This is a genomic window from Bacillus sp. AFS059628, assembly GCF_002571225.1.
Taxonomy (GTDB): domain Bacteria; phylum Bacillota; class Bacilli; order Bacillales; family Bacillaceae_G; genus Bacillus_A.
Genome location: NZ_NVEC01000029.1, coordinates 21472 through 35219 on the forward strand (window position 1 = coordinate 21472; position 13748 = coordinate 35219).

Genomic DNA, 13748 nt, shown 5'->3' on the forward strand with positions numbered 1-13748 from the left:
ATACGAGGAATCTTTCAGCCGGTGAATTCCACTCTCTTTCGCAAGAAGACATATGTACTATTTCCCTTCAACGATTTTCGGTTTAATTTTTTTATATTATGCGATATAGTTTGATTTGGTGTCAAGAGGTATTTTAAAAAATAAATAGAGCGGAAAGTAACTTGTATGAAATTAACCCCCTACTGAATGAAAATACAAATCGATATAAAGTTAAATCATATACATAAATATAAGCTCTTAAATGATAGTGTATATATTTACAAAATGTCGAATATAATTCATTTTTATCTTTTACTGTTGCAAAAAGGAATATATTCTCTTAGAATGTTTCTTTATATTGCATGGAGACGTTATTATTATTTTAAAATAACAATTTCAGAATAATATACTTTATTAAAAAGGAGCAAAATTGAATTATTATGAATAAACAAATTGGATTCATCGGATGCGGAAATATGGGAATGGCTATCATTGGCGGGATGCTAAACAAAAAGGTAGTGTCTGCAAATCATGTTATTTGTTCGGATTTAAACACTACGAATTTAAAACATGCTAACGAAAAATATGGGATAACTACAACTACTGACAATAATGAGGTAGCTAAAAATGCTGATATTTTAATTTTATCAATTAAACCAGACCTATACGCAGCAATCATTAGCGAAATAAAAGAAGTCATCAAAAACGATGTTATCGTCATAACAATCGCTGCCGGCAAAAGTATTAAAAGTACTGAAGAAGCTTTTGATAAAAAATTAAAAGTTGTACGAGTAATGCCTAATACTCCTGCTCTTGTTGGAGAAGGAATGTCTGCATTATGCCCTAATGAAATGGTTACAGAAAAAGATTTAGAAGATGTGCTAAACATTTTTAATAGCTTTGGTCAAGCAGAGATCGTAAGCGAAAAATTAATGGATGTTGTTACTTCAGTAAGTGGTTCTTCGCCAGCATACGTATATATGATTATAGAGGCGATGGCAGATGCTGCTGTACTAGATGGTATGCCTAGAAATCAAGCATATAAATTCGCAGCTCAAGCTGTTTTAGGCTCTGCAAAAATGGTACTAGAAACAGGAATACATCCAGGTGAATTGAAAGATATGGTTTGTTCTCCTGGTGGTACAACGATAGAAGCTGTAGCTACATTAGAGGAAAAAGGTCTGCGAACAGCTATCATTTCAGCTATGCAGCGCTGTACACAAAAGTCTATTGAACTGTCTAGTCAAGCAAAAAAATAAAACGATAAAAGAGATCACGTTAGCTATGAATTTAATTGAAAAATGGTGCATTACATACTCTCCCACTTTCACAACATAATAAACGGACAAACTCATAAACACTTGAGTTTGTCCGTTCTTTTGGTTATACTGAGATAATTTTATTTATATCTTCTTTTGGAACTCTAGTTTTAACTCTTCTTTATTCACTACTACGCTTGTGTAATTTTATTAGAAACTAATAATTTTTCAATGCATTTCGGCAACATATCTAATAGCGTTTCAAATGCGTAATTTACATCTAGACGTTCTGTCCATTGATGGGCATCTTTTCCTACCGGTCCCATGTTTAATACTGGAACGTCAAACTCTTCTAGTTCCTGAAGAGGGATGGAGTAACCTTTATCCCATAATGGCATATTGTCTACAAGTGAACTCATTGAATGTAGTGGATTCTGTAAGCCCACATAGCTCAAATCTGAAATTCCTCCAAAATAGTTTTGGTTTTCAAATGTAATGTTATGATTGTAATGTGCATACTTTTCCATTTCTGCAACTACTTCTTTAATTAATGGATTGTTGCGTGAACTTACAGCTGGATAATATGGTGGAGCAAAGAAAAGTACAATCATCGGCGCCTTTTCTTTACATAAAATAGCTAGTTTATCTACTAAATCAATTGTTACCGCACGATCATCTTTCTCTTCTCTATTTTTTATTATACTAGATTGAATATTATCTATTTTCGCTTGACCATGCTGTTCTATTGCATAAGCGATAAGCTCTTCATACGTTAATACATTTACTTTCATATTAGGCGGTATAAACGGATTATATTTAGAAAAGCGATATGCTTGCTTTTCATATTTCTCTTCTATTTTCTCTGCTACTTTCGTTACTTTTTGACGTAACAATGAAACGACATCTGTCATTGATTTTTCTAGTAAAAACAAATTAAATAATGTAACGGCACGATGCGGAATTTGGACAGAATAATCCTCCTTTAAGTCCCTTTGCAGTAAGTTAGTTGGCGGAGGACTCGCTTCCCCTTCTACAATATCACAAAGGTCTGTATTCAACTCTAATTCTGCTGTTATTAATGACGCCATATAACTCCCATTTAAGCCCGCAAAAGGTTCACCTACATGTGTTTCTTTACCATAGCAAAGAAATCCAGGTAACACTTTACCAATAGAACCAGTGTAAATATACTTATTTTGGTCACCAGGATGTCTTGCAAACATAGGCTCTGAATTTAGCACTGTTTTATAATTTAAATCATGTTCTCTTGCTAATTCTAGTAATCTTGGAACAGCAGCCCTCATTCCCACCGAATTTACTTCTTCATCTGGAACGGCTAATAAAAGAACATTTCCATCAAATCTTCCTTCACAGGCCTGCTCAATCATTGCCATTTGTAACGTGAGGCCGCATTTCATGTCCATTGTTCCTCTACCAAATAGCCAATCTCCTTGTTCTATATCTTCACGTACATGGCCTGGTAGTTCATCTTTATGAGAATAAAACATAGACGTTAACTTTTTAGGGTTGAATGCATCCTCTTTCCATACTCCGTAATCTTGTACATCTACAACATCAAAGTGACTAACTAGAATTACTGTATTTTTTGTACAATCGCTTTTCTTTACGAGCGCTGTAACAAAATATCGTCCGTCCCCCGTCGGATTTTTTTGCAAATGATGCGGGTTGTCTTTGAAGTACTGTAAATCAGATAATTGTTCCACAACAAAGTCTGGCAATATTACTTCAGCTTCTGTACCTGTAATACTAGGAATTTCAACAAGACTGCTTAATAATTGAATCAATTGTTCTTTTGATTGCCACTTTGACATATAAATCCTCCTATTTTTCCGTATTATGAAAATGAATTCCAGTATATGAATAAAAAATGACGACAGTTATCAAAATTATAGTTCTGATGTACTGCCGATTTTTATTGATATTTCATGAGCTGCTTGTTTTACCTTACTAATAAGAAAAGATAGTCGATCTTCATTAATGCGATGACTAATTAACCCAACACTTAATGCTCCTACTACTTTATGATTAAATCCGATAATTGGTGCAGCTACTGAAGCTGTCCCTTCTGTTTTTTCACCATAACTTACCGCATATCCTTCATTTCTTATATGCTTTATTTGCTCTAAAAGAATGCGCTTTTGTTCTGGTAAAGAAGAAAGCAAATGTTCTACAATATGTTCCATTTCATTCGTTTTCATATTGGCAAGCATTGTTTTATTTGCAGCACCAATTGAAAGTGGAATTTGCTCCCCTAAGTTATCGATCACTCGAATTTTTAAAGGGCTATCAATTCTTTCAATGATAATAGAATGTGTTCCATTTGGAATGTTCAAATACACACTTTCTTCCACTTCAGAGGCTAATCGCTTCATCACTTCTCTTGCCACAGATCTGTAGTCTACTTTCTCCAATTGACGTAATCCTATTTCCATCCACATGGGCCCGATTTTGTATTGTTTCGTTTCTGAAATTTGTGTAACTAACCCATGCTCGATTAGAGAATTAAGTAATCTATGTACTGTACTAACTGGGAGATGTGTTCTGTCCGCTATATCAGAAATAGCCCAATACTCTTTTTCATTAGTAGAATTTAATAATTTTATAATGCTTATCGCTCGATCAATGGACTGTACCATAACTCACCTCAACTTGACTTATAATATGTTAGTACGCTCAATTATCTATCAATTTAACAAATATTCAAAATGAAATCAATAAATTTATTTAATTTTCTAAAAATAAAAATATACCGCCAATAATAATTTGAAAGCGTAAACAAAAAAATATTGACTTTTCTTTTCAATTATCTGAAAATTATAACAAGATTTCACATCACGGAATACATTCCACAATACGGAAAAACATCAAACTTTATTCTATCAACTACGAAAGTGAGGAAAACAATGACGCAAGTAAACAATACAAATAATGAATTAAAACGTACGATGAAAAGTAGACACTTATTCATGATTGCACTCGGTGGTGTGATTGGAACGGGATTATTTAACGGATCTGGCTTTATTATAAGTCAAGCTGGACCTGGTGGATCCGTACTTGCCTTTATGGCTGGTGGGTTATTAATGTATTTCGTTATGCTATGTCTTGGTGAGCTTGCTGTAGCCATGCCTGTTTCAGGTTCGTTCCAGGAATATGCCACTAAGTTCATCAATCCTGCAACTGGATTTACAATCGGATGGTTATATTGGTTAAGCTGGGCGAATACGACCGGTCTTGAATTTACAACTGCCGGCATTACAATGCAGCGATGGTTTCCTGATATTCCTGTTTGGGTTTGGTGTTTAATATTTGGCGTTACGATCTTCACGATTAACGCATTATCTGCTCGTAGTTATGCAGAAACAGAATTTTGGTTTTCAAGTATAAAAGTATCTGCTATTATAGCTTTTATTATTCTTGGCGGCGCCGCTATGTTCGGTTTTATTGATTTAAAAGGCGATGAACCAGCCCCATTATTATCAAATTTCGTAAATCATGGCGGTTTATTCCCAAATGGACTAGCAGCTATTCTATTAACAATGGTTACAGTCAATTATTCCTTCCAAGGTACAGAACTTGTCGGAATCGCAGCAGGTGAAAGTGAAGATCCAGCAAAAACTTTACCTCGTTCTATTAGAAATATTATATGGCGCACAATGTTTTTCTTCGTCTTAGCAATCTTTGTTCTCGTTGCTTTAATTCCTTGGGAAGAAGCAGGATTAACAAAAAGCCCGTTCGTTGCTGTATTTGATAATATCGGTATTCCATATGCAGCGGATATTATGAACTTTGTTATCCTTACTGCTGTTCTTTCTGTCGCAAATTCTGGGCTGTACGCCGCAACTCGCATGCTTTGGTCATTATCAAAAAATGAAATGGCTCCAGCCTTTTTGAAGAAATTGTCATCACGCGGAATACCTTTAAACGCTTTAATTATGACAATCGCTATTTCTGCTTTTTCCCTTTTGACGAGCGTTGTAGCTGCTGAAACAGTTTACTTATGGTTAATTTCTATTTCTGGCGTCATAACAATCATTGTTTGGATGTCAATTTGTGTCTCTCAATTCTTTTTCCGTAAACATTATTTAGCAGACGGTGGAAGATTAGAAGACTTAAAATTTAAAACTCCACTTTATCCACTTGTACCAATTCTTGGTTTTGGATTGTATGGCATTATATTAATTAGTCTTATCTTTATCCCTGAACAACGACTTGGAATCTATTGCACTGTACCATTTATTATCTTTTGCTACACGTACTATCACTTTAAAGTTAAGAAAAGAATTGCTACTAACACTCGTAGTGAAAGTAAAATTAGCGAAACTATGTAATACTATACTTATATATAAAAGACCGCACATAGCTTTTACCTTATGTGCGGTCTTTTATCATTCTAATTCGCTTTAAAATTATATAATGGCTTAATAATGTGCTTTATATCTATTGTTTCTTTCGTATTTTCGATAATTTCATCCATTGGCTTATATACCATTGGTGCCTCATCAATCGTGCTTTCTACTACTGATGTAGTCCAAACCTCTGTCATCGTATTTTGAAATTCCTCTAGACTCAATGATTCTTTAGCCTTCTTACGACTCATGATACGTCCTGCCCCATGCGGACCAGAAAAGTTCCAGTCTGGATTACCTTTACCAAATGCAATAATTGAACCATCTCTCATGTTAATTGGAATAATGACTCGTTCATCTCTCTGAGCTGAAATAGCCCCTTTTCGTAGAATCATATTTCCCATGTCAATATAGTTATGTATTGTAGTAAATTGATCCGTAATTTTCCAGTCCATTCTCGTAACAATTTCATCAATCATTGCTTTACGATTTAACGCAGCATACTTTTGGGCAATATTCATGTCATTCATATAATCTTTGAATCCTTGTCCTTCTAAATAAGCTAGTTCTTTACGAATCTTAGGCTTCTGAATTCCACGTAAAGTTTCTTGTATTTCTTTTGTTCTTCCCTCTTCAGTTAACCTCTTAATAATCTCATCTTTCATTGATGTAACATCAATGAGTTGTTCATATGCGAAGTTTTGGTAATACTCTGCTATTTGTTTACCTAAATTACGAGAACCACTATGAATGACAATATATACATTACCTTTTCCATCTTCATTTAATTCGACAAAATGATTTCCTCCCCCAAGTGTACCAATACTTTTTTGAGCGCGTTGTAATGTAAATGGAGCTCTCACACCATCAAAATCAATCATTTTTGAGAATCGATGTTCTTTATCTCGTATACGAAAACCACTTGGAACGAACTTACGAATTGTTTCGTCTAAGCAATCGAAATTAATTTCTTCTTTTTTCTTATCAATTACAACAACTTCCATCCCACACCCAATATCTACCCCTACAAGATTAGGAACAATTTTATCTTGTATTGTCATTGTTGTCCCAATCGTACAACCTGCTCCTGCATGTGTATCTGGCATAATACGAATTTGACTATCCTTTACGAATTCTTGGTTACAAAGATCAATAATCTGCCCAGTCGCAGTCTCATCAACGTTATTTGTAAAAACTTTCGCTTCATTGTATTTTCCTTGTAATTTCAACATCTTTCATGTCCCCTTCCTTTTGAAAGAATTATTTTATTACGTTGTTTCTGTTCTTATCATTACTCTCATCCACCTTCTGCTTTCCATTATATATGCACGATATCCTTCACAGTAATAAAAAATTATGATGATTATTCTTATTTACATAATATAATTACCGTCTCTTTATGTTTATACCTACACATGTAGTTTTCCACATCCTCGATATCCGTTATGTATAACAAAAACTCCCCTTACATCGTTAATGATTAAGGGGAGTTTTATAGCCGATGAAATTATAGTTCCGATTTCACCCGGACAGAAACATTGTTTTTAATTATATTTTTGACTTCTTTAAAGCTAACAAAATTGTTACTTTTCTCATCCCAAAGACGGAAACGAAGTGAACGCAAGCTTGTAGCAAGTGTAATCGTTGGTACATTTTTTAACGGAAGCGTATTATTGTGTGCCTCTTCTAGTTTATAGTTAGGCACTCTTGGACTTAAATGGTGAACATGATGAAATCCAATATTACCAGTTAAGAATTGCAAGATTTTTGGAAGTTTATAAAATGAACTTCCTTCCACAGCCGCTTTCACATATTCCCAATCTTTATCTTCTTCAAAATAAGAATCCTCAAATGTGTGCTGTACGTAAAACAGCCAAATCCCTACTGAACCTGCAATTAAGAATATCGTACCATGTACTAATAGGAACGATTGCCATCCTATTGCCCAGCAAAGTATAGCTACTACAGCAACGATAATAATATTCGTCAAATAAGTATTCATACGTTCTTTCTGTCTAGCACCTTTTCGGTTAAATCTATTTTTAAGCAAGAAAACATAAATCGGACCTAATCCAAACATAACGAATGGATTGCGATATAAACGATATGCTAAACGAAGTCTAAATGGCGCAGCTACATATTCATCCACTGTAAGCGTCCAAATATCTCCTGTACCTCGCTTATCCAAATTACCACTTGTAGCGTGATGAATCGCATGCTCATGTCCCCATTGATCAAATGGGAATAATGTTAACACACCCATACATGTCCCTACTATTCTATTGGCACGTCGACTTTTAAAGAACGAATAATGGGTACAATCATGAAAAATTATGAAAATTCGTGTCATAAAACCAGCAGCTAACAGAGATGGAACTAATGCTAACAAATAAGAAACAGACAAACTTTTATAAGCAAGGTACCATAAAAGAATAAATGGCACGACTGTGTTAATAAGTTGCCACACACTTTTTTTAATCGTTGATTTTTCATATGGAGCAACTTGTTTTTTTAAATTTTTAGTATTTTCTAATGTCATTGTTCTAATTCCTTTCCTTTTTGTTGCTAATTCACATTATAGCATACTATTAGTATCAGGTGTTAAAAGTAGATGTAATAAATATTATATACTATAAAAATTTCTTTTTTCTTACTCAGTACTTACAAATTACTTACGCCTAAAATAGGGCTATAATTGGACAGATTGAGCATTTTATTCATCGAACGAATTCCCAGTATTTACAATTAAAACAGAGAATTTTTTTACAAGCAGAAAAGAGCTACCATAAGTTAGTTTCACCAGCTTATGGCAGCTCCTCTTCATTTCATTTTATCGATGGATCCAAACTGCACCTGCAGATTTGTCTTCCGCTTGACCTACTACTTCAAACTTCAATCCCAGTTTCGGCAACTTACGTCCGGCATCCGGAATTACGTTATTGATGTACTGCTTAGAATCATCAAATTTTGCAACGCCTGGTAATCCTTTGTAGTCAAAGATACCGCGAGTCGGTGAATTTACTTTCCATGCTGGCGTTTGATCGAATGAAAATGCCGCATCAGCAATTTGATAACGCGTACTGCTCTTCACAGTTGGTTGTCCGTTTAATGTCCCTACGATTGCCTCTGGATGAGAATCTACTACTCCAAGGAATCCTTCACCTGGATGGACACCTACCCAGTTATCTGTAAAGCTTTGATCCGCATACCATACAACCATTCCTGTATTAAATACTGGACCACGTGCATGTTGTAACGCTGTGTCAGAACCGGCGTAATTTCGCCATTCGATATAGTAGTTATGTTTTTTCTGTTCAAATCCGTTAGACACTGTAAATCCTTTTAGCGTCATTGCTGGCTGACCTTCTGCATCATCAGAGAAAACAACTTTTCCATCTACAGTTAATGCTGCATTGTCTAGCGCAAATCCTTTATATGCTACTGCAATATCTGTTACATACTCAAATTGCAGTTTTACTTTCTTTCCTTTAAATTGACTTAAATCGTATGATTTATCAACCCACTTACCATCCGTTGTATCTACGCCGCCTTTTACATCTTTTTCGCCCATTCGATCAATACGTGTCTTCGTTCCATCTTCTGTAATCGCATTTACGTCAAGGAAATCATACTTCGCTTCCAGTTCATAAAAAGCCTTATAATCAAACTTAGCATCCGTTGCTTTCGTCAAGTCAAATACTGGTGTCTCAAGTGTTGTATGCATGTCATTTCCTTTTGTGCTGTAATAAAACTTCTTACCAAATGCTGATTCAATATTTTTTATATCTTTGTCTGGCAAGTTCACACGAACGATTCCTGGTCGATTTGATTTTGTCACACTTTGATCTAAATACGTTGCAGCACCAATTCCCGTACGAAGTTTCTCATAATCTACTTCAAGGATATTCGCCCAGTTCCCCTTCATATTCTTTTGGAAAAACTCTTTATTTTGCGGTGAAAAACTTGTTGGCTCTGTTCCTGCAATTTTTCCAGCCCAGCTACCGCCACTCATAAGAGACCATGATTCAACAGGTTCACCTTGTCCAGAGTACTTTGTGTCATATTCATCTGGTAAACCTAAATCATGACCATACTCATGCGCAAACACACCAACTGCTCCGTCTTCAGGCTCGATTGTATAATCATATGCAGCCATCTTTCCGCCCCAGTTTGATACATTAGATTTTGTACCATCAATCGCATAAGGCTTCGATCCTAGTTTTGAACGATGAGACCAAATCGCATCATCTTTTAATTTACCGCCGCCAGCTTCTTGCCCTACGCCAGCATGTACTACCATTAAGTGGTCAATAATTCCATCTGGTTCATTTTTATTTCCATCACCATCTTGATCATATTGATCAAATTGGTCATAATCTGCTAAATTAATACCTTTTGCTACTGCTGCTTTCAATGCTTCTTTCACAAAATCCTTTGGACCTAAAGGACCTTTGTTGTCATGACCAGTTCCCGCATCAGCACCATAATCTGACGCTTTTCCTGGAACAGTAAGCCATTCCGTTACAGTTCCATCAACTGTGTAGCTTCCGCCAGATTGTTCTTCATAATACTGTTTAAAAGTATTAATCTTCGATCCATCAAATAACGTAAATGGCTCATCACCAAATAACATTTTTTGATAATGTTCACGATTAAAGTCCTTAGAATACATATAACCCGGTTCTTGATCAATATTATTATGCTTAAAATCGCTAAATTCTACGAGTAAAACAAGTACTTTATCTTTTCGGACAGCTCCATTATACTCAGCTTGCTTTGCTGGTGTAGTAGGTACTTTTCCAGTTAATTTTCTAGCATTCAATCCTACATCTTGTCCAGCAACTGGTCCTACTTCGGGTTGCTGTGCCTTTTCATTCTCCTTCATTTTTGCATCTTTTACTTTTTTCATAAAATCTGAAGCTTCTTGCGTAAGGTTATCTCCCGTCAAGATTTCTTTTCCAGGGTTTTCCCCTTTCTTTTTCTCAACATATTTTTCGACAGCTTTTGACGTTTCAGCTTGTGATGCAGATTGATCAATTATTCCCCGTTGTTTCAGTGCTTCTGCCAAACGCTCCTCAGGTATTAAATGCTCATCAATTGGTAGAGATGGTGGCGTATCAGCATACGCTGCATGACTTCCAAAAGCAAACGTACTACTTAGCACTGCCGCTGTCGTTAATACCGTTAAAGGCTTTAATTTCTTTTTCAATGTATTTCCTCCCCAGTGTCTGCAAATTATCGTTTTTTGCCGATAGCAACATAATATTCGTTATAATACGAATATTCAATCTTTTTAAAGGGCTAAAATGTTGAGAAATATTTTTCGGAGTGTGAAAAATATAAAATAGATACATTTACAGGAAGTCCACTCTAGAAATTGTGACTCCCTTCCTTCTTTTTTTCGAGTGAATTCTCATCCACAAAAAAAACCAATTCCTAAGTACTAGCTAAGGAATTGGCGTTTTTTAACGAGTATACTTTATGAATAAACGGATTGCTTCTTCTGGTACATAGAACTTGCCGTTGCTTTCTACAAAAACACTTCCTAATTCATAATCTTTATTCTGAACATGCATTATATTTTTGTTAACAAATAATTGAGCTGTTACATTATTACGTTTTACTATGAGCACCGGGTTTGCTGCATTAGTATTATCTATAGTGACTGTTGCTCCGTTTTGTTTAAAAGCTGATTCACTCTCTACAAATAACTTGTTTGTTACTTCTTCTAAGTTAAAACCCATTGCTTTCGCCATCGTCTTCGCAATGTCTGTGTTTTGAATCAAACCGTATGGCTTTTGTGGACCGTAAGAATACAAAAATACATCCTCACCTGTATGACCACCTGTTGTAAAGCCTATGTTCGCACGATTGGCCAATAATGTAGTGAATATCGGACCTACTTCCGATTTCTTTTTTACTGCTTTTACTCTTTCTTTTTCATCATAAGTTAAATTGTCCAAACCGTATAGCTTAGCTACATCCTCTACATTTGATAAATCCGATTTCAGTTTATTAGTAGTCCCTTCAAGTGTCATTTTCGCTTTTTTTAATGGATCAATATATGTAGAAATCGGCGTAGTATTATATCTTTTTGTCGTATTCATATTCCCGATAGAAATACCGCTATTACCATGGTCAGCTACGGCTATTAGCATCGTATTACCATCTTTTTTTGCAAACTCTAATGCTTCTGCAACTGCATTATCAAATGCTAATACATCGCTAATCATCCCTATTGGATCATTCGTATGAGCTGCCCAGTCTGGTTTACTTCCTTCCACAAATAAAAAGAATCCATCTTTATCTTTTGATAGTGTTTGAATTGCTTTTTCCGTCATTTGAGAAAGTGTCGGTTGCTCTGGATTTGTTGCTTCACGATCCATATCAAACGCTAAAGCATGATGTGAAAAAGAGCCCCAAATTTTCCTAGATTTAGCATTCAATAATGCATCTTTCGTTTCAACAAAGTCATATCCTTTTTCTTGAATCACCTTTACTAAATCTTCACCATCTTTTCTTTTTAAAGGTAACAGTGCTGCTTTCCCACCGCCTAATACGACATCTATATGTTGATACACTTGTTGCTCCGCAATTACGTCAAAATGCTTGCGGTTTACATGGTGAGCGGAGAATCCAGCCGGAGTAGCATGCTGAATTTCAGCTGTAGCAACAATTCCAGTTGCGCGGCCAGTACGTTTGGCACCTTCTAAAACATTGGCAACTGGCCGTAACTTGTCCTCTTCTTTTATTGGTTTTAAGCTAGGTGAACTTACAATAGAAGGTAATATACCTACATATCCAGAATTCGATTTATTCCCCGTCGCTAAAGCTGTAGCTGCTGGGGCTGAGTCTGTTATAGCTGATTCAGCCGAATATGTACGAACACCTCCTGTTACCATTTCGTCTAATGCAAGTGGTTTCCCTTTATACAAGCGAGCTAATGTAGTTGCTGAAGAACTCGTTCCGTCCATAACCATTATGATTACATTTTTCGGTTGACGTTCTACCTTTTTCACTTTAGCTTCCACTCTATGATCATTCTTCAAACTTTCAGTACATAACATACTTATTGTGATTGTTCCTAATAACAACAATCTCTTCATCTTTAAAGCTAATTCTGACATTATTACGCCTCCATTTGTTTCACACTCATTTACATACAAAGGTCTGATTTCCCTTTACTTTTCACAACCTACACATGTTTTATTAGTCCCCAATTCTTATAAAGCTAACAATCGTAACTTTCTCATTCATTACATGTCGGTATAGTTTATCTATCTTAATAAAGAAGATTTTTCATTATTAACTTGTTTAACAATAAATCCCCAATTGAAATAAATAAAAATTTATTGTTAAACAATAAATTTCATGGTAAATTAATAAGATATTAAATAAATGAGGTGCTTTTTATGAAACAAGGGTCAACACTCTTCTTAAAGACAGCTGTGATTCTAATGGGTATCCCCGTTCTTGCTATGTGCATCTTTTTAGTCCCTAAAATAGGGAATTTCGCTGCAGAACTATATCCTGATATTGCATATATTAAATATCTTGTATTTATCAACTTATACGCAACAGCAATACCTTATTATTTTGCGTTGTACCAAACATTCAAGCTGTTAAACTATATTGATAAGAACAACGCATTCTCAGAGTTATCTGTTAAAGCTTTAAAAAATATTAAGTACAGTGCATTAGCAATTAGTGTATTATATGTATTAGGTATGCCACTTTTCTATCTTGTGGCAGAGAGAGATGACGCCCCTGGCATTATTATTATTGGAATGATTATGATTTTTGCTTCAATGGTAATCGCGGTCTTTGCTGCCGTTCTCCAAAGACTATTAAAAGATGCGATAGATATAAAATCAGAAAATGATTTAACGGTCTGAGGTGAATAATATGGCAATTATTATTAATATTGATGTAATGTTAGCGAAAAGAAAAATGAGCGTAACAGAGCTTTCGGAGAAGGTTGGAATTACAATGGCTAACCTTTCTATTTTGAAAAACGGAAAAGCAAAAGCAGTTCGCTTTTCAACTTTAGAAGCCATTTGTAAAGCATTAGAATGCCAACCTGGGGATATTCTAGAATATCAACCGGAAGATACCGAATAAAAAGAGTCCTTCATACGAGAAG

10 protein-coding genes and 1 other annotated feature (1 of these 11 running past the window's edge) are annotated in these 13748 nt (G+C 35.2%); of the genes, 4 read left to right on the forward strand and 6 right to left on the reverse strand.

What is annotated here, in order from left to right; genetic code table 11:
- Nucleotides 1–80: a binding site (T-box leader), on the reverse strand; it reaches 131 nt to the left of the window's first position.
- A gap of 339 nt (nucleotides 81–419) precedes the next feature.
- On the forward strand, nucleotides 420–1238 hold the full coding sequence (proC, locus tag COL05_RS11070) for a pyrroline-5-carboxylate reductase (RefSeq protein WP_098668639.1): 819 nt from the start codon (nucleotides 420–422) through the stop codon (nucleotides 1236–1238).
- Nucleotides 1239–1429: 191 nt separating this feature from the next.
- On the opposite strand, the gene COL05_RS11075 is transcribed toward proC, so the two are convergent.
- Together COL05_RS11075 and COL05_RS11080 are read right to left on the reverse strand one after the other, a co-directional pair.
- Nucleotides 1430–3070 (reverse strand): M20/M25/M40 family metallo-hydrolase, encoded by a 1641-nt coding sequence (locus tag COL05_RS11075; RefSeq protein ID WP_098668640.1) that lies wholly within the window; start codon nucleotides 3068–3070, stop codon nucleotides 1430–1432.
- A 75-nt stretch (nucleotides 3071–3145) separates the two neighbouring features.
- Nucleotides 3146–3895, reverse strand: coding sequence for an IclR family transcriptional regulator (locus COL05_RS11080; RefSeq protein ID WP_098668641.1), 750 nt, complete (start codon nucleotides 3893–3895; stop codon nucleotides 3146–3148).
- 267 nt (nucleotides 3896–4162) lie between these two features.
- Between COL05_RS11080 and COL05_RS11090 the strand changes: the two genes are divergently transcribed.
- Nucleotides 4163–5587, forward strand: coding sequence for an amino acid permease (locus COL05_RS11090; protein WP_098668642.1), 1425 nt, complete (start codon nucleotides 4163–4165; stop codon nucleotides 5585–5587).
- A 62-nt stretch (nucleotides 5588–5649) separates the two neighbouring features.
- Here the strand turns inward: COL05_RS11090 and COL05_RS11095 are convergent, their stop codons facing one another.
- From COL05_RS11095 to COL05_RS11110, 4 genes are all read right to left on the reverse strand, one after another.
- Nucleotides 5650–6837 carry an RtcB family protein gene (locus tag COL05_RS11095; protein WP_098668643.1) on the reverse strand — a complete coding sequence of 396 codons (1188 nt, stop codon included), beginning with the start codon at nucleotides 6835–6837 and terminating at the stop codon, nucleotides 5650–5652.
- 275 nt (nucleotides 6838–7112) lie between these two features.
- Complete coding sequence (gene desA, locus COL05_RS11100; protein WP_142337433.1) at nucleotides 7113–8144, reverse strand: Delta(5) desaturase DesA; 1032 nt, start codon at nucleotides 8142–8144, stop codon at nucleotides 7113–7115.
- 291 nt (nucleotides 8145–8435) lie between these two features.
- On the reverse strand, nucleotides 8436–10814 hold the full coding sequence (locus tag COL05_RS11105; protein WP_098668644.1) for an immune inhibitor A domain-containing protein: 2379 nt from the start codon (nucleotides 10812–10814) through the stop codon (nucleotides 8436–8438).
- A 256-nt stretch (nucleotides 10815–11070) separates the two neighbouring features.
- Nucleotides 11071–12732: an alkaline phosphatase gene (locus tag COL05_RS11110; RefSeq protein ID WP_098668645.1), complete on the reverse strand. Its 1662-nt coding sequence runs from the start codon at nucleotides 12730–12732 to the stop codon at nucleotides 11071–11073.
- Nucleotides 12733–13017: 285 nt separating this feature from the next.
- Between COL05_RS11110 and COL05_RS11115 the strand changes: the two genes are divergently transcribed.
- Both COL05_RS11115 and COL05_RS11120 read left to right on the forward strand, forming a co-directional pair.
- Complete coding sequence (locus tag COL05_RS11115; RefSeq protein ID WP_000809097.1) at nucleotides 13018–13500, forward strand: DUF2975 domain-containing protein; 483 nt, start codon at nucleotides 13018–13020, stop codon at nucleotides 13498–13500.
- A 10-nt stretch (nucleotides 13501–13510) separates the two neighbouring features.
- Nucleotides 13511–13726, forward strand: coding sequence for a helix-turn-helix domain-containing protein (locus COL05_RS11120; protein ID WP_000974619.1), 216 nt, complete (start codon nucleotides 13511–13513; stop codon nucleotides 13724–13726).
- Nucleotides 13727–13748 lie beyond the last annotated feature (22 nt).

What these genes read in the sequence shown, in the direction of transcription:
- COL05_RS11075 (WP_098668640.1), bottom strand. Translation starts at nt 3,070, where the DNA reads ATGTCAAAGTGGCAATCAAAAGAACAATTGATTCAATTATTAAGCAGT.
- COL05_RS11120 (WP_000974619.1), top strand. Translation starts at nt 13,511, where the DNA reads ATGGCAATTATTATTAATATTGATGTAATGTTAGCGAAAAGAAAAATG.
- desA (WP_142337433.1), bottom strand. Translation starts at nt 8,144, where the DNA reads ATGACATTAGAAAATACTAAAAATTTAAAAAAACAAGTTGCTCCATAT.
- COL05_RS11090 (WP_098668642.1), top strand. Translation starts at nt 4,163, where the DNA reads ATGACGCAAGTAAACAATACAAATAATGAATTAAAACGTACGATGAAA.
- COL05_RS11095 (WP_098668643.1), bottom strand. Translation starts at nt 6,837, where the DNA reads ATGTTGAAATTACAAGGAAAATACAATGAAGCGAAAGTTTTTACAAAT.
- proC (WP_098668639.1), top strand. Translation starts at nt 420, where the DNA reads ATGAATAAACAAATTGGATTCATCGGATGCGGAAATATGGGAATGGCT.
- COL05_RS11080 (WP_098668641.1), bottom strand. Translation starts at nt 3,895, where the DNA reads ATGGTACAGTCCATTGATCGAGCGATAAGCATTATAAAATTATTAAAT.
- COL05_RS11110 (WP_098668645.1), bottom strand. Translation starts at nt 12,732, where the DNA reads ATGTCAGAATTAGCTTTAAAGATGAAGAGATTGTTGTTATTAGGAACA.
- COL05_RS11115 (WP_000809097.1), top strand. Translation starts at nt 13,018, where the DNA reads ATGAAACAAGGGTCAACACTCTTCTTAAAGACAGCTGTGATTCTAATG.